Annotated in this window: 28 protein-coding genes; 6 read left to right on the top strand and 22 right to left on the bottom strand. The window is 40.1% G+C overall.

Features of this window, described 5'->3' with window-relative positions; genetic code table 11:
• Positions 1-14: 14 nt before the first annotated feature.
• The 5 genes from ACFFK0_RS06550 to ACFFK0_RS06530 all read right to left on the bottom strand — a co-directional run bounded on the left by ACFFK0_RS06550 (position 15) and on the right by ACFFK0_RS06530 (position 6,225).
• A complete protein-coding gene (locus tag ACFFK0_RS06550) occupies positions 15-1,283 on the bottom strand; it encodes a restriction endonuclease subunit S (protein ID WP_377469205.1) in 1,269 nt (422 codons plus the stop codon).
• Entirely contained in the window at positions 1,283-3,292 is a 2,010-nt protein-coding gene (locus ACFFK0_RS06545) for a type I restriction-modification system subunit M (protein WP_377469204.1), read from the bottom strand. The genes ACFFK0_RS06550 and ACFFK0_RS06545 overlap by 1 nt, the downstream gene beginning before the upstream one ends.
• A 237-nt stretch (positions 3,293-3,529) precedes the next feature.
• On the bottom strand, positions 3,530-3,778 hold the full coding sequence (locus ACFFK0_RS06540; RefSeq protein WP_377469203.1) for a hypothetical protein: 249 nt from the start codon (positions 3,776-3,778) through the stop codon (positions 3,530-3,532).
• Between the two features lie 11 nt (positions 3,779-3,789).
• Positions 3,790-4,203 carry a DUF6075 family protein gene (locus tag ACFFK0_RS06535; RefSeq protein ID WP_377469201.1) on the bottom strand — a complete coding sequence of 138 codons (414 nt, stop codon included), beginning with the start codon at positions 4,201-4,203 and terminating at the stop codon, positions 3,790-3,792.
• A 240-nt stretch (positions 4,204-4,443) separates the two neighbouring features.
• Positions 4,444-6,225, bottom strand: coding sequence for a helix-turn-helix domain-containing protein (locus ACFFK0_RS06530; RefSeq protein ID WP_377469200.1), 1,782 nt, complete (start codon positions 6,223-6,225; stop codon positions 4,444-4,446).
• Positions 6,226-6,580: 355 nt separating this feature from the next.
• Between ACFFK0_RS06530 and ACFFK0_RS06525 the strand changes: the two genes are divergently transcribed.
• The 4 genes from ACFFK0_RS06525 (at position 6,581) to ACFFK0_RS06510 (ending at position 8,988) form a co-directional block, all read left to right on the top strand.
• Entirely contained in the window at positions 6,581-6,895 is a 315-nt protein-coding gene (locus tag ACFFK0_RS06525; RefSeq protein ID WP_377469199.1) for a hypothetical protein, read from the top strand.
• A gap of 303 nt (positions 6,896-7,198) precedes the next feature.
• Positions 7,199-7,324, top strand: a complete 126-nt coding sequence (locus ACFFK0_RS06520; RefSeq protein ID WP_377469198.1) for a hypothetical protein — start codon at positions 7,199-7,201, stop codon at positions 7,322-7,324.
• 28 nt (positions 7,325-7,352) lie between these two features.
• Positions 7,353-7,736 carry a hypothetical protein gene (locus tag ACFFK0_RS06515; RefSeq protein WP_377469197.1) on the top strand — a complete coding sequence of 128 codons (384 nt, stop codon included), beginning with the start codon at positions 7,353-7,355 and terminating at the stop codon, positions 7,734-7,736.
• Positions 7,737-7,770: 34 nt separating this feature from the next.
• A complete protein-coding gene (locus tag ACFFK0_RS06510) occupies positions 7,771-8,988 on the top strand; it encodes an IS256 family transposase (protein WP_377469196.1) in 1,218 nt (405 codons plus the stop codon).
• A gap of 409 nt (positions 8,989-9,397) precedes the next feature.
• Here ACFFK0_RS06510 and ACFFK0_RS06505 read toward each other — a convergent pair whose 3' ends face one another.
• The 16 genes from ACFFK0_RS06505 to ACFFK0_RS06430 all read right to left on the bottom strand — a co-directional run bounded on the left by ACFFK0_RS06505 (position 9,398) and on the right by ACFFK0_RS06430 (position 21,429).
• Positions 9,398-9,646: a hypothetical protein gene (locus ACFFK0_RS06505; RefSeq protein ID WP_377469195.1), complete on the bottom strand. Its 249-nt coding sequence runs from the start codon at positions 9,644-9,646 to the stop codon at positions 9,398-9,400.
• Positions 9,647-9,742: 96 nt separating this feature from the next.
• Entirely contained in the window at positions 9,743-10,156 is a 414-nt protein-coding gene (locus ACFFK0_RS06500) for a hypothetical protein (protein ID WP_377469194.1), read from the bottom strand.
• A 250-nt stretch (positions 10,157-10,406) separates the two neighbouring features.
• A complete protein-coding gene (locus ACFFK0_RS06495) occupies positions 10,407-10,592 on the bottom strand; it encodes a YgiT-type zinc finger protein (protein ID WP_377469193.1) in 186 nt (61 codons plus the stop codon).
• Between the two features lie 129 nt (positions 10,593-10,721).
• Positions 10,722-13,697: an Athe_2463 domain-containing protein gene (locus tag ACFFK0_RS06490; protein WP_377469192.1), complete on the bottom strand. Its 2,976-nt coding sequence runs from the start codon at positions 13,695-13,697 to the stop codon at positions 10,722-10,724.
• 177 nt (positions 13,698-13,874) lie between these two features.
• Positions 13,875-14,882: a stalk domain-containing protein gene (locus ACFFK0_RS06485; RefSeq protein ID WP_377469191.1), complete on the bottom strand. Its 1,008-nt coding sequence runs from the start codon at positions 14,880-14,882 to the stop codon at positions 13,875-13,877.
• Positions 14,883-15,148: 266 nt separating this feature from the next.
• Positions 15,149-15,577, bottom strand: coding sequence for a hypothetical protein (locus ACFFK0_RS06480; protein WP_377469190.1), 429 nt, complete (start codon positions 15,575-15,577; stop codon positions 15,149-15,151).
• Complete coding sequence (locus ACFFK0_RS06475) at positions 15,535-15,930, bottom strand: hypothetical protein (protein WP_377469189.1); 396 nt, start codon at positions 15,928-15,930, stop codon at positions 15,535-15,537. Before ACFFK0_RS06475 ends, ACFFK0_RS06480 begins: the two co-directional genes overlap by 43 nt.
• Positions 15,931-15,943: 13 nt before the next feature.
• Complete coding sequence (locus tag ACFFK0_RS06470) at positions 15,944-16,684, bottom strand: hypothetical protein (RefSeq protein WP_377469187.1); 741 nt, start codon at positions 16,682-16,684, stop codon at positions 15,944-15,946.
• Between the two features lie 241 nt (positions 16,685-16,925).
• Entirely contained in the window at positions 16,926-17,456 is a 531-nt protein-coding gene (locus ACFFK0_RS06465; protein WP_377469186.1) for a hypothetical protein, read from the bottom strand.
• Between the two features lie 7 nt (positions 17,457-17,463).
• Positions 17,464-17,736 (bottom strand): hypothetical protein, encoded by a 273-nt coding sequence (locus ACFFK0_RS06460; RefSeq protein WP_377469184.1) that lies wholly within the window; start codon positions 17,734-17,736, stop codon positions 17,464-17,466.
• 15 nt (positions 17,737-17,751) lie between these two features.
• Positions 17,752-17,940, bottom strand: a complete 189-nt coding sequence (locus ACFFK0_RS06455; protein WP_377469181.1) for a hypothetical protein — start codon at positions 17,938-17,940, stop codon at positions 17,752-17,754.
• Positions 17,941-18,254: 314 nt separating this feature from the next.
• Positions 18,255-18,446 (bottom strand): hypothetical protein, encoded by a 192-nt coding sequence (locus tag ACFFK0_RS06450; protein WP_377469179.1) that lies wholly within the window; start codon positions 18,444-18,446, stop codon positions 18,255-18,257.
• A 712-nt stretch (positions 18,447-19,158) separates the two neighbouring features.
• Positions 19,159-19,581, bottom strand: coding sequence for a hypothetical protein (locus ACFFK0_RS06445; RefSeq protein ID WP_377469178.1), 423 nt, complete (start codon positions 19,579-19,581; stop codon positions 19,159-19,161).
• A gap of 16 nt (positions 19,582-19,597) precedes the next feature.
• On the bottom strand, positions 19,598-20,119 hold the full coding sequence (locus ACFFK0_RS06440; protein ID WP_377469177.1) for an AbrB/MazE/SpoVT family DNA-binding domain-containing protein: 522 nt from the start codon (positions 20,117-20,119) through the stop codon (positions 19,598-19,600).
• Between the two features lie 192 nt (positions 20,120-20,311).
• Positions 20,312-20,998, bottom strand: a complete 687-nt coding sequence (locus tag ACFFK0_RS06435) for a C40 family peptidase (protein ID WP_377469176.1) — start codon at positions 20,996-20,998, stop codon at positions 20,312-20,314.
• A gap of 173 nt (positions 20,999-21,171) precedes the next feature.
• Positions 21,172-21,429 carry a helix-turn-helix domain-containing protein gene (locus tag ACFFK0_RS06430; RefSeq protein WP_377469175.1) on the bottom strand — a complete coding sequence of 86 codons (258 nt, stop codon included), beginning with the start codon at positions 21,427-21,429 and terminating at the stop codon, positions 21,172-21,174.
• Between the two features lie 209 nt (positions 21,430-21,638).
• On the opposite strand from ACFFK0_RS06430, the gene ACFFK0_RS06425 reads away from it, so the two are divergent.
• Both ACFFK0_RS06425 and ACFFK0_RS06420 read left to right on the top strand, forming a co-directional pair.
• On the top strand, positions 21,639-22,289 hold the full coding sequence (locus ACFFK0_RS06425) for a GGDEF domain-containing protein (RefSeq protein WP_377469174.1): 651 nt from the start codon (positions 21,639-21,641) through the stop codon (positions 22,287-22,289).
• A 172-nt stretch (positions 22,290-22,461) separates the two neighbouring features.
• Positions 22,462-22,776 (top strand): hypothetical protein, encoded by a 315-nt coding sequence (locus ACFFK0_RS06420; protein ID WP_377469173.1) that lies wholly within the window; start codon positions 22,462-22,464, stop codon positions 22,774-22,776.
• A gap of 89 nt (positions 22,777-22,865) precedes the next feature.
• On the opposite strand, the gene ACFFK0_RS06415 is transcribed toward ACFFK0_RS06420, so the two are convergent.
• Positions 22,866-23,507, bottom strand: a complete 642-nt coding sequence (locus tag ACFFK0_RS06415; protein ID WP_377469172.1) for a hypothetical protein — start codon at positions 23,505-23,507, stop codon at positions 22,866-22,868.
• Between the last annotated feature and the right edge of the window lie 292 nt (positions 23,508-23,799).

Raw genomic sequence — 23,799 nt, 5'->3', positions numbered from 1 at the left:
CCTTTACGATTGATTTAGGCTGTTTCAGTTTTTTCCACCGCTACATCCCTAACATCGATTTTTCCTGTTACAGCTTCAAAGATGAGGGATTGACGATATTCCTTGAGTTTATCTATTAGCTCTATATTTCTTTGAATCACTTCATCAATATCATTTATTTTAGATGATACTGTACGTGCAATTTCAAATTGCTCTTCAACAGGTGGAATCATAACTGGAAATTCCTTAAATACATCTGTTTGTAATCTCCAACGTCCAAACTTCGATACTCCCTGTCCATGCCCATAAAAAATTTTTTCAAAATAACACTTTTGAAAGTAGTACAAAAAATACTGATGACATTCATCAGGATTATTTTGTGTAAATACTCTATAGTCAGGACTTGTGACCCCAATGAAGGGGGAGCAATCTACAAATCCTGTAAGTAGATCCATTGAGTTCATAACAAAATCATTTTTATTCACAAGTTGATAATTCGAGTAGCTCTCAGCATGCTGTCCAGAAAAATCTTCTAAATCTTTAATTTTTAGTCCTCTTTGAGTCAAAGATAAGACTGTTGGATCATCTTGTGGAACGATGCGTTTTTGTATAGTAAACTTATGTTTAATTTTTTTAATTTCCCAATGTTCTGGAATCGTGCCAATCCATTCCACACCAGAATCCTTCATCTTCACATTAGGGTTTAATCCCTTTGTAATTGCTTCTGTGATAATTGCCTGCCGCTGTTCGTCCAATAAGGAAATTAGCTTTTCCTTGTCTGTGATATGAGAATCGATTTCTGCTGTTCTCTGGTCAAGAAAGTTTGTTATTGCATTTTGTTCACTTAAAGAGGGAAGAGATACAACAAAACCAGTTAACATGGGTCGTCTTAATGAATCAACTGTTGACTTTGCATTCCATTTCAATACTTCGAATGCTAAATTCGACTTTAGGTAATAAAATAAAAATTTTGCAGTACAACGCCTGAATTTGGTGAAAATATACACCCTCTGGTGACTTGCAAACTTCCCCTTATAATAGTGGAATACCTTTCCAACCCCTGCTCCATCACCTGCGGTCATAACAGCTTCATCATCATGTGTGTATTCATCTATTCGTTCTACAACCTGTGATCTAACGAAGAAAGGGTACTGACCTTCCTCAGTATTGTCTTGAGTATCTTTACTGCCAGTTTCTATACGACACAGATATCGTAGATTTGATAGATTCCAGTATGCTGGTACTTCCCCGATCCATTCAACAACACTATCCTTATACTCCTCATATCTCTTGTACTGCACCATCAACCCAACACCTTCTTCAACTTGTCCAGTATGTTTGCTTCCAATTCCTTGATTTCACTCAAGATTTCATCCGAGCTACGAAGCGGTGTATATTTATAAAAATGTCTCGTAAATGGAATCTCATATCCGATTTTGGTCTTGCTTTCATCAATCCACGCATCAGGTACATGCGGCTTCACTTCCCGCTCGAAGTATTCGTGAATATCCTCTTTGAGCGGAACGTTCTCCGTATCTCGTAGATCCGTATCTGGCTCAGGATTGCCTTTACTGTCTCTGCAAATATCAGCAGTCTCGTCTTTTTCGGAAAGAGCAGAGAGGATTGCTTTCATGAGCGGTGCAGGAATGGTAAGGTCATGGTCCTTACATGCTTTCTTGATCAATTTCGTAAAGGTTTCTCTGTTCTTGTATAGTTTATTGTCATTCAAGGAATACAGAGCATTAATGATTTGCTGTTGCAGCTTCTTCCCCGCTTCAATTTCATCTAATCCCGCTTGCCCTTTTTTCTTTGATGTTGCCAAATTGTTAAATGCCGTTTGGTTGTATAGCTCCTTGACCCGTTCTTCGCTGATCTGGAAGTTTAATCGCAGTGGACGCTCAATTGTGATCTTCCTATACCCAAAATCTTCATTATCGAAGAGCTTGCAATGCTCCCCTTCTTTGAAGCTCCCGTAGATACGAACAATCTCATCAATATGTTCAGGGGATAGCTCGTTGCGTTTATTTCCAAGGCTCTTTTTCATCTTTTGATAGAAGGATGCCCCGTTTACAAGCTGGATTTTGCCTTTTCTGAGCGGATCTTTATTATTGGTTAAAATCCAGACATACGTTGAAATACCTGTGTTGTAGAACAACTGGTCGGGCATGGCGACAATGGCTTCGACCAAATCGTTTTCGATGAGATAGCGGCGGATTTCACTTTCACCACTCCCCGCATCACCTGTAAACAATGGGCTACCGTTCATGATAATGGCGATTCGGCTTCCTTTTGGATTCTCAGGTGTGACGGGTTTCATTTTGGATACCAAGTGTTGTAAGAACAATAATTGACCATCGCTGATTCGAGGCAATCCAGCTCCAAATCGCCCTTGGAATCCTTTGTTTTCATGCTCTTCCTTCACTGCATTTTCCACTGGTTTCCATTCAACACCATAGGGGGGGTTCGTAATCATGTAGTCAAACTTCATTTGAGGAAATGCATCCTGAGAAAGCGTATTGCCAAAAGCGATATTTTTCGCTTCCTCCCCTTTGATCAAAATATCCGCTTTACAGATTGCATAGGACTCTTCATTGAACTCTTGTCCGAAAAACTCAAAGTGAGCAGATGGGTTCAATTCCTTCAAATATTCCTGTGCAACTGAACCCATACCGCCTGTACCTGCACAGCAATCGTAAAGAGTCTGTGTAATACCTGGTTTTGTGAGAACTTCAGCATCTTCAATGAAGAGCAAGCTCACCATCAGGCGAATAACTTCTCTTGGCGTATAGTGGTCACCAGCTTCTCCATGTTCAGAAAATCTGCGGATCAGCTCCTCGAAGATGTAGCCCATTTCCACGTTGCTGACAGTTTCAGGGTGCAAATCAATTTCACTAAAGCGTTTTACAACAAGATAGAGCAAATTATTGCGATCCATTTTCTCGATATGCTTGTCAAATTCAAAGTATTCGATGATATTCCTTGCTGTTTTGGAGAAACCGTTTATGTAATCACGAAGGTTGTCTGCAATATTGTCCGAATCGTTCAGAAGCTTCGTGAAATCATATTTGCTAACGTTGCTAAAATTCTGCTTTGCTACTCGGTTCAGGATTTCGTCCCTGGACTCCTGCGGCAAATGCTTGAATTTCTCGTATTGAGACAAAACCTCTTCTTTCGTCTCCTCTAAAACACAATCGAATCTTCTCAATACTGCCATCGGTAGAACGACCTTGCCATATTCTTCTTTCTTGTACGGTCCCCGCAAAATCTCGGCAATCGTCCATAAAAAGTTAACTTTTTCTTGGAAATTTTGCATATTGTGTTCTCCTTTTTATCTATTTAAACCTCTTCGGGAAATGAGGTTAGTAGTCCTATTGCACCATTCCCATTGTATCAAAAACTGAGCAAATTTTCCCGTCATAAATGGGATAGAGATTGATTCGTATCCAATTTTGATTCATCACCAAATCGACGTTGAATATGTTTTTCTATTGTCTTACAATTTACTTTGACGACTTCTAACTGTAGTACAACAGAAAGGGATTAGGAAACCCTAACCCCCATTTGTATATTTTTTATAGATCGTAACCCAATTTCCATCCCCATACTGAAAACTAACATCATTATATCCGTTTTCTTTCAGATGCTCTTGGATGGCTTGTTCCCACTCTACTCCGTCGATTTCAAAGTTTACATCTTTGAGATTTAACGTAACGGAATCACTTCCGTATTCCTCAGCTTCTACAACTTCGTCGCTCAAAAACTTCAGCACCAATGATACATATTTCTGTTGTTCATCCATACCAGTTCTCCTCACCATTTTTTATGTTGATTATCCCTGTCCGATAAAAATGCAACCAATGTTTCATCCATAATTTCAACTGGAATTTGAAAGCGATATTTGATTGCACTTAAAGCAAGTATACTGTTGCGGCGGTCAAGTGTATTGAACAGGAAACGAATCTCGCACTCTGCACCCGATCCGTACAAATGAAATGCTAAATCAATCAAGCTACGAATACCGCTGGTTAGGAAAGGTTGCTCGTAAACCTCCAGCCTAATAGCATGTTCCTCAAAATCGTAGAGGAGATCGATATTCTTGTATAACAATTCGTTGCCTGAAAAAATGTAAAAGAGCGAACGTCTTTCGATATCCTTGATGTGAGTATTGTCCCTTTCACACAATTCGTTAAAACGCCTTTCGTGTTCTCTCGAAAAAAAGTACATGCAATTACCTCCTTGTTTTTTGTTCTTATCTCCTTATATGCATTGCAACACAATATAAAAACAAATGTTCGCCTGCTTGAAAGTTTGTATTGCTGTTTCAAGAGTTGTTTACTAATTCGCATCCTCTCGCTTCTCTCCCTCACTGTTATTATTAATAGTATGAATAGTTGACCCTTAAAATCGAAAACCCCTGATGTTTCAAGGGTTTTCGACGATCAAGAGTATATGAATAGCTGACCTTTAATAATTCAAACTGTAAGCCGAGTGCTTAATACCATCTTTTTCTGTTGTTCTCTTGGTAATGAATCCTTTTCGTTGCAGGCTGTCAGTCATTTTGGAAATCGAACTCTGACCCTTTTTCCCAGTCTCTTCTGCAAGATATTTCTGACTTGTCCAGCATTCCTTTTCACCAACGATTTTGCTCAAAAAGCTGTAGAGCTTTATTTCTCCGTCCGTTAGTACATTTAACATCAATCTCGCTACAGCATTATCCAACATGGTGAACCCCTTGACAGAACTAAAATAAGGATTCAAATAATATGCATAATCCTCGCCTTTTCTTCTGCATGCCCTACGCTTGCTGACAAAATTCATTGCGACTAAAGGTTTCATGTTACGCTTAAAGGTGCTCTCAGAAATCTGAGCATAATTCTGAATCTCCGCCTTATTAAAGGACTTGACCCCATCGAGACTCTCAGCAAGTTTCATCGCCAAATAAATCCGAACCGCACCATCAGGCAAAGTGGCATATTCCTCGAAAAAAGTGTTTGGGATAATGATTTTGTTCTTTTTCGTATATTTGTTGAACTCCAGATACCCGTAAGCTTTCTGAAGTTCTTCCGTATACTTCCCGAATTTCCCCTTGAAGCCCTTTGCATAAATTCGATCAACTTCACTGCGTACAAAGTCGGCATCTAAGCTTGGCGAGCATCGCTCTCCCCAAAGTGCCAATATTTCTTTGATTGTCTGAATGCTTAACCCCAAAGTGTTTCGCAGAAACGGAATGATGAACATCATCACCTTATTCCGAAGCCCTTCTTGGCTTCCCCCTAACATTTTTTGAATAGGCAATGGAAGTCGCTCGAAGTCAAGCATGCTATAAACGTCCTTCAATGTTTCAACCTTAATCTGCTTGACCTCTTCGATTTCCCGTTTGACTTTCTCCTTTTCAGCTTTTCTTTCACTGTTGCTAATGGGTGCAGTGGAAATTGCCTTCAAATCGATCTCGGTCAAAGGATTAGTTTGCTTGATGGTATCGGGCAAGCTGTTCAACTTCTCAAAGATTTCGGTTACATGATATCTCCGCTCCGTCCAGAAATGATCTGTGGTCGCAATAATTAGAGGATTTACTGGATCGTAATATTTCGTCTTTTTGTCTAAAGCCTTACTGTTGAACGAATACGGCATTCTGAGAACCCTTGCGGCATCAACAATTGCAGAGTCCACCTTAAAGCCTTTCGCCAGCATCAGTGTCGTGAACTTCTTCAAAATTTCCTTATCCGATACTCGATGATTGAGCAAAATAATGCTCTGCCAGCCATGCCCTGAGAATACATCAATTGTTTCAATGCCTATGTCTAACAACCGCTGTTTTTCTCGTTGAAATTCCTCGGATGGTAGACCATCAAAGTCGGCGGCTAAAATGCTCGTAAACAAAGCATTTTCAATGTTGACTTTTCCTTTCTGCTTCTTATTACCGTCCTTATCGTAAACTACCATCGAGTAGTCAAAAGCAAATGCAGAATAATAGAGATCGACCCCTTTTCCGTTTATCGCACCGAGGAATTTCTTCAATTCGGCAACATCTTTATCTCCAAGATGCCACGAACCAAAGCTACGCAAATAATCTTTGAGGTTCGGATCACGTTTGATCGGTCTAAGCTCAACTCGACCTTCATTCCAGTGCGTGTCGGTCAATTGGGGATGTACTGCCTTCAAAAATCGAATCTGTTTCTCGGTTTGCATTTCAATCTGCTTCTCGTTGAAAATTGGAACACGATTAAATACTTTGATTTCTTTCATAAAAAATAGCCTCCTTTTTTCGGAGGCTTGCCGACTTGCCTATTTCTCTCTCTCATTCACTCATTTATTTATCAGACATTCTCAAACGGTTTGAGAATTATATTTTCTCTTTATCCGTAGTATAATCTTTTCAAAAGATATCTTGTGAATGGAGAGGGAGAGCTTGCATTGATCACAAACTTGGCGGGGCGTGTCAGTAAGCCTCTCTTTTTTTGTTTTCTTGTTGTTATAGTTGGAGGCTACCAATTTGATAACTTTAAGCAGGTCTGATGGAAGAGTATAATGGGGAGGAGGGAAAAATGGGGATCTCGTTGCTTTGTCTGTTTCAAACTGAACAAAAGAGAGCGTGAATAAAATGAATAGAAAACTGAATCAAGCCGACTTGTGGCTTATTGATGAAATAACAAACGAATTGCAAAGACGCTTTAGGATCAGTCTCGATAAAGCTAAAGAATGTGTCCGAAATTCAAATTTGATTCCGATGCTCTACTCAGATCAAGAGTTTGTTCATCATGAGGACTTGCATTTATGGATACGGGTTATTGCCCAACAAAATAAGCTGATTGATCCTGACAAGATACGCCTGGCACTTCTTGCTGGCGGATCCGTCAAAACCAAACATCATATCGATGCACAATTGATATGCAGAGAAGTACGAGGAAAAGAATAAGGAATAGTGGTATAGCCGATGTATCGGCTTTTTTTATTTTCAATGGAGTTTCCTTGGTAACTCTATTGGGTTTTATTTGTTTTATTGGCATATTTTTGTTGATAGACCTTTGTGTAATCTATATAATAAGAACATGCGTTTGATGCGAATAAAGAGAGTCTGTTATTTAATCATAAGAAACTGCTTATGATATGACAGACATATATAAAACAGGTTGGAAGCAAAGAGAGTGATCAAAATCCAAAATTGAAAGGAGATTGCCTATCAATTCAACAATAAGCAGGTCTATTAGGAGGCGTTGCCATGCAAGGTGGGAAGAAACCAGACAAACGAGAGAAGGCAATTGAGCTTGCCAGACTCGCTGGTTCCGCAAAATTAGTAGAAAAGAAAGTCGATCTCATTGAAATCATGAGAGAGGAAGGAAAGTAGAACGATTAAAATCAGGAGGTCATGCTATATGACAAAACAATTGCAGTACAAAAACATCACATTCTCACTGTCGCAAGCCGAGGAAATCGGCAACCATGATATGAGCTTCGGAATTTACATCAACGGTGAACTGGTTGGCTCTACAATCTATGGCATACCCGAATGGGAAAAAATCTTTAGCAGTGAGGAAGAAAAGGACGCTTTTATGTATGCGGCAGACATTGAGGCACATAAGGAAGAAGCGAGAATGAAGTTTGAGCATGAGTTCGGGCTTGCAGTCGAACAGGCGGATCAACTTGAACTGTCAAATGACGAAATTGCCGAGATTATGGAAGAGAGATGGTCAATTCCCCACCAAGTTATGTCGGCAATACTTCCGACAAGCAGTGAGAGCGTAAAAAGTTTTGTGTAAATGGTTAAACTTCCCATTAAGGAGATGATCATTTATGCAAGACAAGAGAGACATGACCATCAAGGAGTTAGCGAAGGATTGCCGAACCATCGAGGACGTGCACATCATGCTAAAAGATTTGTTCCGTGACACCATCCAGCAGTTGTTTGAAGCAGAAATGGATGACCATTTGGGCTATGCCAAGCATAGTGCCGATGGCGATCATTCAGGAAATAGTCGGAATGGGTATAGCAAAAAGACGCTGAAAACAAAGTTCGGCCATACAGAAATTCGTGTCCCCCGTGATCGCAACGGCGAATTTGAACCTCACATTGTGAAGAAGCATGAAACAACCACAAATGGCTTGGAGGAGCAAATCATCGCACTCTACGCCAAAGGTATGTCTACTCGCGATATTGAAGAACACATGAAGGATCTGTATGGGATCGACGTGTCTCCTACGATGGTCAGTAAAGTAACCGACAAGATTATGCCGATGGTGGCAGAATGGCAATGCAGACCACTTGATCGAGTCTATCCCATCGTGTTTCTTGATGCCATCCACTTTAAGGTTCGGCAAGAAAATCGGATTGTCAACAAAGCAGCTTACAGTGTTTTGGGTATTACCATGTCAGGTCATAAGGACATATTGGGCATTTGGATTGGCGAGCACGAGAGTGCAAGCTTCTGGCTCAATGTGTGTACAGAGCTGAAAAGCCGTGGGGTTGAAGATATTCTGATCGCCTGCAAGGATGGACTGGCTGGTTTTTCCGAGGCGATCAACGCTGCCTTTCCGAGAACCCAAATTCAACTGTGCGTCATTCACCAGATTCGCAACTCGATGAAATATGTACCGTTCAAGGAAGAAAAGGCTGTCTTGGCAGATTTAAAGAAAGTCTATCAAGCCCTTACACTGGAAGAGGCTGAATCAGCATTTGTTGCATTCAAAGACAAGTGGGGCAAGAAGTACCCCATCATTATTCGGTCCTGGGAAAATAATTGGCTCGAACTGACCGCCTATTTTAGCTATCCCCCAGAGATACGCAAGATGATCTATACGACGAATATCATCGAGGGCTATCATCGGCAACTCCGTAAGGTCACAAAGACAAAAACGGCTTATCCATCCGATGATGCTCTGCGGAAAATCATCTTTCTGGCTACCATGGAAGCATCGAAGAAATGGACGATGCCCCTTCGGAGTTGGAAAGAATGTATATCACAACTGGCCATCCATTTTGGAGATCGATTGCAAGAGGAGCTATCCGCATAACCCAGCTGTTGAGTCGGCTTGACATGGAGCCTCTGCGGGCATGATTTCTTGCGATGGAGCGATGCCTCTAAACCATGCATCGCAAGGCAACCGAGCCTATCATGCCCGCCCCTCCATGTAAAGCCGTTGACGTAATCATTCACCTATTAAAAACCCATTTACACAAAAAAATTTACATTCCCCAAGCAGTGAATATTTGAACTGAGAAACGCGTATAAGATAACACAATCTGCCATCTCCATCCTTATTAACGACCCGTTTATCGGGTCTTTTTTATCTTCATTTTCAAAACAAAAAGACCAGAGCAATTGTTCCCCTGGTCTTTTCCCCTTGCCTTATTCACCTGATTTTTTACATTTTCAGCCTATTGATCTCCAATTCATTCTTCGAAACTTTCATGAATGTAAATTCAACATCTTTTCGTATGACATCCAATTTTTCTATCCAAGAGTTTCAGCATACCTGTTACCTCTTCGCTTTGCGAAGCCTCCACCCTGCTAACGGTTTCCTCGACCCTTTTCAGTCTTTCGTTCATGGCTGAAACATCTTGCTTCAAACCCTCCATATCGTTTTTCAATCCAGAGACATCGTCTCGGATAGGCTTTAATTCCTCAGAAATAATCGTGCGTAGCAATGTTGCCATTTGCCCCATTTCCATACCGATCATCCTCCTCTGTTTTGATTTTACCAAATTGCCGAAAATCAATGATATCGGGAATGCAAAAAGCCAGTATTTAGCTGGCTCTTTGGGTAGCTACCATGCCTTTTTAAAAGCTTGTACAAACGAAACGATTTGGATTGCCTTCCACTTGTTAAGTCCATAGCGGACGGATTCCCAACCGATGCATATCACTGTCGCTCCCCCCAAAGCGAACAGCACGGCCATTAATATCTTCATCACCATAACCTTGAATAGCATCATTATCACAATGCAACTGACCAATAAAAAGGTAATGGACACTTTACGAAACTTCAATACCTTAAAGAGAAAAAGTATGCCTGTACTCCAATTCATTTTTATTCTGATTGCTCCGAAAAATGGTGCAATCAACACAATCGCCAACAATAGGTATGGTACAAATTCCAACGCAAAAGATACAATGCCTCCTGCAAAAAATGAGAGAATCATCAGACCCACAACATAAGAAACCATCTTCTTGATCATCATTAAAACCAATCCCCTTCTTAATTTTTCCTCTGCCTAAAGTCCTACCTTGTCCAAAATAAATGCTTACATTCGCCTGCTTTGATTTGTAGTTTGCAATATTATAGATTTGCTTTGCAGTTATAATAACAATCGAGGAAAAGTTGAGGAGGGAAGGGTGGATGAAGTTAAAAAAGCAACGGGATTGGCGTCAAAAATAAAAAAAGAGCGAGAATTGGGATCACGCTCGTTGTTACAGTTCATTATTTAATTCCTAAGCTTTTTCGAGTTCCTCTATCGTTCGCATTGTCTGTGCATCATAGTATTCTTCTCCGCATTGAGAGCACTTTGCACCATCAGCTTGTATGCTTTTGATTTTATTGGATCTTACGGGGATCTCCAGTCTGGCAGGAGGTACTGTCAGGCATCCACAAAATACACATTGGCTAATTTTTAGCACTACTCTCACCACCAGTATTTCGATTTGAAGCTAAGTTTAGCAGAAAACCTTGCTTCGTGATACTGTCGATGTGAAATAAAAAGGGTCAGGAGTATTAGCCCCTAATCCCTTTCAACTATTTCTATAATTTTACTGAGTTAGGTGACTCTTGATGTCATCGGTGTCAGCTCCACGCACTCGAATATTGACGATTTTGTAATCGCAAAGAAACTTTGAGGTCTGGGGCTTGTCATACGAGCCATAGAAGTAAGGATACGTATCGATTCTGATCGGGTAATCGCCATCTTTTGCCGTAACATTGGTATAAATTTCCCTTGTTTGCTTCATGTTGAAGGCATTGTGGTATGGCATTTCGTAAGTTTGAGTCAAGTTGTCCCAACGTCCCGATTCTGAAGTTGAATTCAGATTGTACTTTACTGGCTGTCCAGATTTATCGTTGAATGGCATTGCGACTTGGATGCTATTTGGAGCATCAACAGGGCTACCATGTCTCGGATTTACGGTTTTACCACTACAATCTCTATGCCAAGGTTTAGGTGATGCGGTAAATGTATTTGTCCTATAAGTAACAATGTATTTGATTTCGAACCCATAACCTGCTTTTACTTCTCCAGGTCTACCATTTGCGATATCCACCCATCCCACATTAGGATCGCCTGGATTTGCTCCATCACGAATCGCTTGGTCTTTCGTCAGTTTGCTTCTAAACATAACCGCAGAAATCGTATACCGTTCGTAATAATCAATGGTTTCTGTCCAAGAGACATCGCTGGTTGTTACGCAATAACTATGCTGGTGGCATCCGCTCTTGGTACAATGCGTCCAATAAACACGATATCCATGCCATTCACGCAAGTAGTGCGTGGTTGACCAAGTGTTCTCATTGTTCAAAATCAAGCACTGGCTTGCAGGTTGATTTGGGTGAACCATAACAGAGTTGAATGCAATATTATCAGCATAAGGATCTGAACCATCCTTCAAGAATTCGAACCACTTTCTTGGAGGCGGGTTAACCTCAACGGAGAATGCATTTTCTCCACCACTCAGGTTAACAGCAGGTACAGTAATCGTTGGCACTGTATATATACGATTCGCAGGTATGCTTATAGTGTCACTCCATATCACTTGACCGCCTTTTTTGATGACAATTTCAATGTCTTTGTCTTGGTTTTCGACATTGTGGTTCATCACGTCAAAATTAAAGGACACTGTTTCTGTTGTAGAGTTTTGTCCCACAGGTAGCATAAATGCTGGCGGTGTAATTTTGAAGTTGTTTACGCTAATATTGATTTCAGATGCCCACAGTTTTTTGTAAGGACCATCGTTTTCAAAAATTTGACTTTGCCCATTGTCACGGTGCAACTGAGCAAGTTGCCATGTTGCTTCAACCATTGGTGTGGAAGGTGTTATTGCGTTTGGGACATCAATCTGAACGACTTGACCTTCTTTTGTGATCATTTCTTTTGTCTTTACTTGATTATAGTATTTTGTGATAGTGCCTTTGTCTGATACGGCAACATCCACGGAAGCATAAGGGTTTTTCGGGTCATTCGAATCTCCAACTTTCGCATCTCCTGCAAACTTCTTAACAAAGAAACGCAGGCTATACGTTTGATAGGGAACAACATCCTCGACTTGCTTTCCATTCTGATCAATTAGAATTGCATCTTTGGTTACTCCTATATCTTCTGGCTTGATTTTCAGTCTGATCTCTGCAAAATCATCGTCCTGATAGATGTTTTCGCCAGCGAGATAGAATCCGTAGTCAATTCCAGCCTCAAACGTTATTTCTTTTTTCGCATTCGTTGGCACTGTAAACTCCCATTGAACCTCTTTACCATCTCTATCTTTTTGTTTGCTAAAATCAACAGATTTTCCATATTGGATCGTCGTTACCTGATTTGTCGGATACACGTTTTCGTTTGGCGAAACTGTATAGTTGTAGGTGTAAACATCATCATCAACTTTGTATGCCTGATATAGTCGAATGGGCTGGTGTTTGGTATCCTTTCCGTTTAAACCTGGTATGATCATGTTTTTCACTTTTGCCGTAATCGTGTACGTTTTACCCGCCTCAACATATGGTCCCACGGTATTGAGCTTTTTCTCGGTGTTAGTATCATTAGACTCGTCAATTGTTTGTTGTGCAATGAGTTTTCCTGTTTGCTTCTCATGAATTTGATAGTCGATAAGCCGCAAATTACTTTGTGGGGGAGTCGCCATGATGAAACTTGCATAATAGACTCTTCCACTTGCGGTTTTATGCCATCCCGTAACAATCCCCGTTGATTCGTCAGGATTGTTATGGAGTGTAAAGTATTTTGCCCAATACTCTGCGTTCTGCTTGAGAGTCAGTGATTTTATAACAAACGAGGGGTTCTGCTTAAAAAAATACTTCTCAAACCAGGAAACTTTCTGTTCCCGCATCGAAGGATCGTCGTAAGGCGAAGGACTGGTGAAATGATTCCACGGCTCTTCAATCCAATTTTTAAGCTCTGGTCTCCAGTCATCCTTAGTCTCGACTGGGTAATCTGGCGGGAAGAACGGATTCTGGATTCCGACACCTGAGCTTCCCACGCCGATAAAACGCCATTCGTACTTCTTGTCGAAATACTTGCTCCCAGTTAGCGTTGTTGTACCAGTATTATCGCCACGGTACATGTCTTTTGACTGATATCCTGGTTCTATCGAACCAAGCTTCAAGTTTTGATTCCAGTCGGGATCAACAAGTTTCCAGTAGTCTCTATCTGGTAGCTGGACACGATTTTCGATCATAATAGACAAGTCCATGTTTGCATTGTTACGCTGAGTCTTCTTCGGCTCAATCGGAGAGTAAACAAGGAACTGATTCTCATGAAGTCTTTGCCAAAACTTCCTATCACCATATTCCCTATACTGTATAGTTCCTGGCTTAAAGGTGATGTATGTCGGCGACTGCGAAGTGTCTCGAACTTGGTTTCCATTCCCATCATCCCAATGTCGCTCAACCTTAGATCCCAGATCAATCGTATCTGCCTCTGATTTTAAATTGCTGTAAGCAAATATGCTCACACAGAGTCCTGTAATAACCATCAATCCAAAAAAAATTTTTTTGTTTTTTTCCATCTCTCATCCTCCCTCTTTTTTCTGTTTTGATTATGTTTGAATTCACCTTTCATGAATACATAGTTTTGGTCGTATAACGTCCGATGAAAAGCTTATATATTTTAGATATTTCCAATGATTTGATAAGCTTTTTGAGTTTTTTTGCACAAAAAAAGAAGAGGCTTTCGCCTCGTCTCGTTATTTCTTCGAAATGAATATGGTAATCGCTTCTCCAGTTTTTTTGATCAGAACCTTACGACCATCGAACACAAATTCCTTGTTTAAAAACTCCTTAGTATCTAAGTTTCCAGTTAACCCCTTATCGACGATGTTGAATAGTTTATCGTGGTCTTTTGAAAAATAGAACTTAAAGACTTCGCGTCCGATATACGGCGTTCTATTGTGAACACTCTCCTCTGTCTTGCTTCCGTACCACGTATAAATGACAATGTGGGTTGTTCCATCATCATAGGCGGAAACCATCAAGTCAGATAACTCAATTCTATTGGAACCAGAATGGGGAATGAAGAACGCCCCTTTGACTAAACCCAATTCAGATTCGAGAATTTTATAGTTTTTATACTTGTCGCCTGTATCCTCAGATTTGATCAGAGGCGGAACCCAATTCGACGCTGGATAGGGCAGATCAAGCTTGCCACCTTTCAAAACGGGCGTAGCCGCTTCTTTCTTTTTGTTTTTCTCGGTCGATTCCTGAATCATAATGATTTTTTCTGAACCCCTGTTCTTCACCTGAACGCTGTAGCCAAAGGCATTTTTGAATGCTTCAACTGGCACAAACAGCTTACCAGCGGTACTCGTCGCTCTTGCCGACGAAGGGACGATTACATTATCGATTTTTTTTGTTGATAGAATCACGTCTTTGTCATTGATCGTGGCAACAGTCTTGTTTACTGTTACCTTGATAACTGTTTGGTCTTTTTTCGTGATAATTGCCGTCTGAGTATCTTCATCCCATTGGATGGATTCGCCCATAGATTTGACAATCGGAGCGAGCTGTACATTGATGATGCCATCCTCCTCGAATACGGAAACATCGTCAAGCAATTTACCGTTTGTTACGACAGAGTATGCTTTTTCGGTTTGCGAGACGGCGGAATGTCCCGCTGCCATAACTGCGGGAACACTTGCTGATAGTATAACTGCCGCCGCCAAGAATGCTGTTGCTATTTTTGATGAATTTATCATTTGAAACACTCCTTCATTTTTTCTTTTTTCGATTGTATATTGACTCTTCATGATAGCGAATAGCTTGCTGGTCGAACCACGTTCGAGCTAACCTCACACATCCTTCATAGAATGTATGAAAGATATGCATAAAAGTTATGAAAGACTTGCATAACTTTTATGAAGGTTATACATAAGCGTTATGCATAACCTTCATAAAGAATTATGCATAAGTTATGCAATTGTTATGAAACTCTTTCATAACATTGTGTGAAGTCTTTCATAAGTCATTCCTGAATCGCTTGATCGAAGACACCCCTCTTCTTTCGAGCGTACATCATAAACGATTTCAAGTTCTTCATTAAAAGCTTCCTATCATTGCTTTTTGCCTCAGATGTCTTCATCTCTGGCGTAATCGATAAACAAGAAACAAGATGTTCCTTGATTTTATCCCCTGCTGTATCTTCGGTTAAGGCACAAATAATGATGTTTAATACTGAATCAAGACCAAGCTCATGCTTTCTGTCGTAATAGCTATGGAAGGTCTCTTTATCTTTTAAAAGATGAAGTGTTACCAAGTGGTGTTTTTGATGATGATTGTCTATATCCCGAATAAGATCCTCAAACGTTACACCATCTCCAAAAAGATGCTTGTGCAACTCTTGGGTATAATTCAAGAACAGCTCATGATCGAATTCGATGTCAAACATCTGCATCGGTCAATAAACCTCCTCAAAGGCTCGATATCAATATTTTGCAGAGATAATGCCTGGACAATTGTTTCAAGCACATATTTCAGCGTGACGACCCACACTTTGTTTTGGCGATAAAACCAATTATCGCTCTTGTCCATATTGTCAGTGATCAGAAGATATTGATAATTTATATCCGAATCTTCTTTATAGGCTCGAAAAGCTTCGACAACCGAGTTTGAATATGGCATATCCTTAAAAACGTCTCTAACACGCTTGTTTTCGTACCAGATCTCCAGTCCTTTAACCTTATGTCCGAGGCATTCAAAACGAATCTGATGCCCCTCAACCTTAAACCCTGTTTTTCGCCTGAACATTTTTGCACCCCCTTTATTTCCTGGCATGCCGCCGCATCGGAGTGACAGGAAAGGCAATGACATTTGATTGACCTTGATCATCCTGAACAGGAGGAGCAGAGGGTTGAGACGTTTCGGAGCTTTGCTTTGTTTCTTGCCGTACTACAACTGGTTTAGGCATCGAAATATATTTGTGTGCAAGTTCAGATTCCCGTTCGCTCAACACCCTTTTCATTGCGGCTTCTACACTCCAGCCTTCCAGGATGAGAATCATCGTTCGATTGCTGAATAACTGAATGCTAATAAAACGCTCCTTGTAATACAGCAAATAAAGGAAAAGGCCAAACACTGTCACTCCCGCTGTAGCCCCGTCCATACTTAGAAAGTTCCGCTTCATATGCTCAAGGAGCGAAGGTACTTCATCAGCATCAAACGTGAAATACTGAATAAGGAAATTCCCCACAAGCAGGAAAGAACGAAACAATGCACTAAACCAAATGCCTGTATATGTCACGCTCAGAACAGAACCCTTCGTCTTTGTTCGATAATGCTTGCGGTAATAAGCCTTAATGGTTCCATTTAGCATCAGTGGTCTGATGACTAAGAAATATAAGACAGCAAGCAAGATAATCGTTGCATCAAAGGTTGCCAAAAAAACAGGGTATTCCCTTGTAATAAACAACCAGAGGTAGAAAGGGATATGGATGAGAAGGAAGAACCGCAGATATTCTTTCCGAAATAGAAGTTTCAACTCTGGATGTCGCATGCCTGTCATTCTCTCTCACCCTCCCCCACGCCGTCTTTTTTCCCTCAAAATTGATAGTCTAATTTTTCCAACACCCTCTCTCCACGATTTTTATCGCTCGTTCCAAATCCTCAAGTTCCTTTTTATACATTTCTCCAATCGGAATTCTTGAATGAATCCGATTTGGACTTTTCGATTTTTTGTTTCGATTGATCTTCCTCGGCATAAGATCATCTCCTGCAAAAATTAATAACAACAGGCTTCGCTTCGTCTAATCAATGAAGGCTCGGAATGCTCCCGCAATTGTTTGCTTCGAGTTTGACCGAACCAATCTTTCGAGGTATTGCATAAAATCGCCATAGCACTCCATCAATATTTTGCCTTCGCAGAGAAACGCAAGCAACGATACCTTTACACCTATGCTTTTCCACGACAGAACTGTAAAATTCTGAAGAACATCACTTTCCTGGAAAAAGCGAAACTGTTTCTCCTTCGCCAATTCAATGATAGTCGCCAAAGACTTCTTCTTAGAAATTTCTGATAAGACGGTGGAGAATTCATCCTGGTATGCTGCATTGTAAAGTGAAAACTGATGTTCCATGAAATCATGTAGCTGTTCGAGCACGATTTCTTCTTTGATAACAAAGCGGACATGTTCATTCGTTTCTTCAGGATTAAAAATCGATATGTCGATTTCTTTGTTCAATTCTTCGCACAGTTGCTCGGTTGTTATTATGTCAGCAAATTCTCGCTTTCTGATGACTATCTGATAGCAGATGCCTGCCTGCAAGTATTGACCCATTTTAACCTCACCCTTCGTTATCATCTTTAATCGTATTTTGAAGGAGCTGGAGCAATATTACTTTTGATTCGTCAGGAAGTAGCTCGTTGACAAAGTATTCAAGACCCATGGAATATATCAGACAGATCGCGAGCCGATCACGTTCGTATACTTCTGTAGAGAAGGGTATTCCTTCCCATAATTCCCACTTGTGCTCTTCGCTCGTATGCTCGTCCCACTCTTTGCAATTTAGCAATTGTCCCTCTTTTTTCGGAACAAGATAGCTCTTTTTAAGCATCATTCCAGCCCCCTCAGTTTATAAAACTTTTTCAATTATCCGCTCGATTTCAACGATGTTTTCTAACCTCGTTCCCAAAATTGCCATTCCATTATGGATAATCGTAAACTGTTCACCATCCACGATCGCTTCAACTTTATCCTCAATTGCTTGCTCAATCTCTCGCTTCAATCCATCTGTAACATTAATTTTGTATGTAATCATCATGCTTATCTCTCCCCTTTCCTCACCACCTCAATTGCTCTTCCTCAAGAATGCACATCAGCTCTTCCCTCGAATGCGGAGGAAGTGCATGAACGAAGCGTTGCAGTCCAAAATGAGCCGCAAGTATCAAAATGCAATTCTGCATTTGTTCGTCAGACCAAAAAAGGTCTTCACCCGTGTATTCGAAACAGCTTGGAAGCGATTCGAATATCTCAGCAGGGATCGGTTGTCCGAATCTTCGCGGTATGAAGTTGTTCTTTTGATCGCTTGCATTGTTTGCAATCATACTGCTCCAAACCTCCATCTTTTTTGACTACTTAACGTTTGGCATTTTGCTTTAATTTCTTTATGGCGAGTCCATGTTTTGTAGTCATGACGAGGAGATCGTCGCCGATTTCGATGTTTGCTTGTCTCAGAACCCTCATCGGAACAACAAGTAGGCACTCATTCTCGTTGTCCACGATTGGAATGAATCGATGATAATGGTCGATTTTTTGGGGTTGATCCATGCTGATTCTCCTTTCAAATTAAGAATTGCATAGCCTTTTCCTCGATTAAAACATCTTCGTTTTGACGTAATAAGCAAGAATGATACCAACAGCAACCATTATCAGATCGGCAACCACTTCGATTATGATGTTTTGGACAAACTGCTTTTTCAGAATTGCTTTCATTGTTCTTCAGCTCCTCTATTTAGGGAATAGTTTGACAGGGGGCATGTCCCATAAATATCTAATTCAATACAGTTAGGATTGTAACTGGTAGGAAAAAAGTAAAAGCACCCATTCTCTTTTATCGAGATTGAGTGCTTTTCCGCTTCCGTATACTTTTGTGGCTCGTTATTCGTGAGTTTTGAATCACAAAGCTCAGTCCTTTCCTTTCGGTTTTATCCACTTTATTGCAATGATAATCAATACTATAACAGTTGTCAAACAAATTCGAATTCTGTTATATAACAAACTCTATTGAACCATTAATCAATTTCAACCTTTTCCCATTTACCCGATTCCCCTAAACAACCCTACCGCATTTCATATGCAATCGATCAAAAGCATAATCGTAAATATCCAATACAAACTCCGCTTATCTTGTTTTTCCATGTTAACAGCACTTAGCTTCTTATTGAATAGATATGCAAGATACGGGATGAGTATATATGAAAAAACAGCGATTACGATCATCAGCCATCACTCAGCCATCACCTTTCACCCTTTAGTTCTGTCATTTCCTTGTCTCCTCCAGAACAACAAATCTTCCCTCATGCCATAGATAAATCAGTGAGAAGTTACCATTGTCGTCGATGATAAGATGTTCGTCGTCATACTTGTCGTGGAAAATTCTATACAGTTGAAATGGTGTGACTTCACATCCATCAATAGCATCATCAAATGTAGCTAACCAATGTGTCGCTTCTTCAACACATTGAACTTCCTTACAAATATACCCTTTCGGCTCAATCCTGAATTGTTTGAGTTCTTCTTTACTTAGCGGACCTTCAATCCCGTTTTCTTCCATGTACTTCGCAATTCTTCTAATGGCGTATTTGGGTAAACATTTGGGGCTTGGAACCGCATAAATTCCTTTTGGAAAATCATCATCAAACTCGATCAATTCCTTCAACAGCTTCTCTTCTTCCTTGTCCATGATAGCCCTCCTCGCCCTAATCCCGCTTGCCTTTTGTGATAAGCCCTGAGTCCCGCAGTTTCTTCATCAAAATGCAGACATATCCTTGCGAGATGCCCAAGATTTTTGCCAATTCTGCCTGGGATGCTTTTGGATTTGCCATGATTGCCGCATGTAGTTGATTCATCACAGTGTCAGACTTGTTTTCTTTACGTCGTTTCCGCTTCTTTGTGTCTATCTCTACATCAGAGACAGTTGCCGCTACTTCTTCGTAGACACGATCCTCCTCCCCGTTATCCGCCTTCGTAGAAGGTCCTAATTCTGAGATGCATGTATGGCACACCAAGTATTTTTTGAAAAAAATTAAATCATTGCTATATTTGCCACAGAAAATACAAGAGCTACCTTGGTATTTTTTCAGAACCATAATCTCTTCCTCTTCATCGATAAATATCTCCAGTGAATCCTTAATCTTAACGTCTAACATGTCTCGAAGTTCAATTGGTAACACAACCCGACCAAGTTCATCTACTTTTCTGACAATACCTGTGCTCTTCAAGTTAATCCTCCTATTTCATAATCCCTGATATTACCACTATTTTACTTATCGTATTTCCAATACTCAATAATAAAATCAAGGATCTGTTTATATGATGAATAGCCAGAAAAACAGAGAAAAACCACCCGATTAGGTGGTTTCACTCACTATATTGATCTTTCTTCTCCCGACAGCACACATAAAGCTATAAACCTATTTTTTGTGCCACTCCCACTTTCTCCAGACAACGTTATATCCATATGTTTTAGCAAATGTGTCTTTTAACATCCAAAGAAAATTATCAGCATTCTCAAAATTTCCCGTTATACATCCAGATGCAAACTGATGACAATTATCAAGGATTAAATTATATTCTCGTTTCCCACCAAGAATATTAACGGCTCTGTCTCCAGCATTACTCAGACCTATTGGATTTCCATCGTTATCACAAGGAACCCAAACATCGGTATCTAAGGTTGTAATATGACTCGTAAATTCTTTAAGGCTAACCTTCTTTATATTACCTTTTCCATCTAAATCAATAATTCTGTTTCCACCAACATAAATCCCAGAGTGTTCCATGGAGCCAAAACCAAGTTCACAATACACAAGGGCTCCATATGCAGGAGTAAAGTTTTTTACTATTTTTTTATCGTTATCTAATATCTCCTTCAATGAAGGTTGCTTGCCATATATAAGATCATCTTTTGCTTCTTGTACTCCATTAACAACTTTCACTACATTTCCTAATGTTGGGGAAATTTTGGTCGCAACTTTTTCAACAGCTTTTCTTGTTCGTCTTTCAGCTTCTCTTTCAAATGGGTCTTTACCTCTTATTCCTCCGCTACCACCAAAGAAACCTCCGCCATTAAAAAGCCCTCCTCCGCCAAAAATACCCATGTTATACACCACCTATTTGTTATCATAGTAGTACCATAGTATGATATTATCGGTTGTTTGGGAATACTTTGATTTCTTTTGAATTTCCTCCAATTATCAAAATGGCGATTGTATTCAGACCAAAAACAAAAGACCAGAGGGATCTCTCCTCTGATCTACAATGTAACCAAGATTTAGTCATCAGTTAATTCATGAGTTGCTTCACGCTTCCGTTCATACTCTTCTTCCACTTCTCTTATCAAATCAGATGGCTTAATATGAAGTGCATAACATAAAGCAAATACTGTGTTTATGGTCGGCTTCCTGATTCCACGTTCTATTTCCGACAAAAAACTTCGATCTATCTCTGCATTTAATGCTAAGTCTTCCTGGGACAATTTACTTTCTTTTCTATGCTTGCGAAGTATCTCACCAAAAATGTTCTCAATCAAGGTTTTACTCCTTTTTGAGAACATTAGAAGACAAACAGGCGATACACTCTATAGGCTATAGCCAACAAAATTCGATTATCTCATGAATTCCCCAACTTTTTGTGCTATTATGCTTTATAATAATACTGAAATATACTTCCTCTGTAAAATGATGGTATAATTCCAATGGTATTGATAGTTCTTTATGACTATTTTAGGCGGGATTCAACATGAAATATAAGGGTAGAATCTTTATAACTATTTTTGCTTTTTTATTGCATTCGATGTATATCGTCTATTATTTTTATCGAGATGGAAAGATTGAACCATTCGACGTATATACTTATCCTCTCTTGATATTTGGAGGATATTGGACTGGCAAACAGTATGATAAGGTCAAATTTTATTCTGAGAAAGATGAGTTAACAGGGCTGTATAATCGCAGATTCGTGATAAAAAGTTTCGAAAAGATCGCATCATTAGCTGAACGAGCAAAAAGTAAACTCTTTTTATTGGTTATTGATTGTGACAACTTCAAGCATATAAATGACAAGTACGGTCATCATAAAGGTGATTTGATTCTAACCCAGATTGCTGAAACACTAATTAGATCAACACGAAAAAGTGATATCGCTGCTCGCTGGGGAGGGGACGAATTCCTGGTAATAGGTCATTACAAAGATGAGGCTGGACTACAAACTTTTCTCAAGAGACTGCACAATGATCTGGAGAATCTTTCGAAGCAAGTCAACGTAGGCGTTAGTGTTTCCATCGGATCATCAATCTTTCCTGATGTCAGTAGAGATTTAGACGAGTTGATCAAATCAGCCGACCAGAATATGTACATGGATAAGGAACAGAGAAAAACGGGGGTCAGGTGAGAAATAGTTCGCTTGGCCTTTTCTATTTATCCGCCACATAGGAGGGGTGGATGATGGATCAAATTAAGAATCATAACCGATGTGGTCTAAAGCCAATCGACAAGACAGGGATAACAGGGCTGACGAGAGGAAGTCCGAATTTTTCGAAATAATTCTTAAAGGAGATAGATTCATGGGGATTGGAGAATTTGTATTTTCGGTAGTACCTAAGCTCAGCAGACTTTTCTCGCATAAATTGCCGCCATATCTATGTTTTGAGGGAATATGGTATTCTTATCGTACTATGGAATTCTTAGATAAAGAAGCAGTGATTGTTTACGAGAATAAAAATATTAGCAGAAAATTGCACTTCCAGATTTGTAACCCCATCTACATAAAACCAGAAGTGGTGGAGGTACGTTTTCAAAGACGGGGACAAAGCAAGGTTGTTTATGCATCATCCTGGAGTCCAGAACAAAAGATCGATTTCTTTTACGAGAATCTATAGCATGGAAGGTCTGCATAAATCATCATTCTTAGAATCAAAAAGGATCGAATATCGGCATTTATCCGATTTTCCGATCCTCTTCATATCATCTAAGCTTTCGCTAAGGCTTGTACAACTTGTTCAAAATCGTCGCCAGTTAGTATTTTTTTGGCCATCGTCTTCATAAGCTTAGTCACCATATCCCTTTTCCCCTTATCAACCAATTGATTTGCGATCTGGATTGACTGCACTGTTCTCTGGAAACGTGAAATATTAGTCTGCATAAAAGGTAGCATTATGAGCTTGGACAATTCCTCGTCCGTCAGCTCGCCTTTCTGTTCCACTTTTTTGGTCAATTCCTCTGTAAGCTGATCCCCATTCTGCTTGCTAAGCCAAACAGCTTCCGTGACCTTATACTTGATTGCTCCAAGATCCCTGCTGAGTTCTGCCTTGTTTATTGCTGATCCCAAAACAACGATCGTGTTGATTAATTTCCCGTGCTTCTCTCCGATCTTTAGATCGTACCACATCAAGTCAACGAACAATTGATCCAAATCATCTGGACTCGCAGATGACTGATATTCAATGTGCAACAATGTGTCATCCTCCAGACGGAACAACTCCTGGATGATGAGTTTCTCTCCACTGATGGTCAGAATTTCGGTGGGGATGTGCTCTACGATTGTTGGCAATTGAATGCCAAATGCGTTGAGAAATTGATTTCCAAAAACCCGAACAACTGAACTATTCATATTTATGCCCTCTCCCTTATTGATTCTGGATTAATTTTTACCGTTTTGAAAGTCCTGGACTAATAAACTGGAAACAAAAGCATGCCTCCTCCTGTTTTTTATCAACTTCTTTGTTGTATGCGGAAGTGAGGAAAAATAAAGATTTGAATCAGCCGATAGTTTATGGCGTTGCAACCCTAACGACATTAAAAAATGCCCAAGCGTGGTTGCCTGAGCATTCTTAATCCGTTTTAATTAGGGCTTGCTGAAAAATCAAAAAATCCTTATCTCACAAGGGTTTAGAGGCACTTTT

Origin of the sequence: Paenibacillus chartarius, from assembly GCF_042432825.1 — a bacterium.
In the GTDB taxonomy this organism is placed as follows: domain Bacteria; phylum Bacillota; class Bacilli; order Paenibacillales; family NBRC-103111; genus Gordoniibacillus; species Gordoniibacillus chartarius.
The sequence above is the reverse complement of the archived record's forward strand: the minus strand, read 5'-3'. Positions and strand labels throughout refer to the sequence as shown.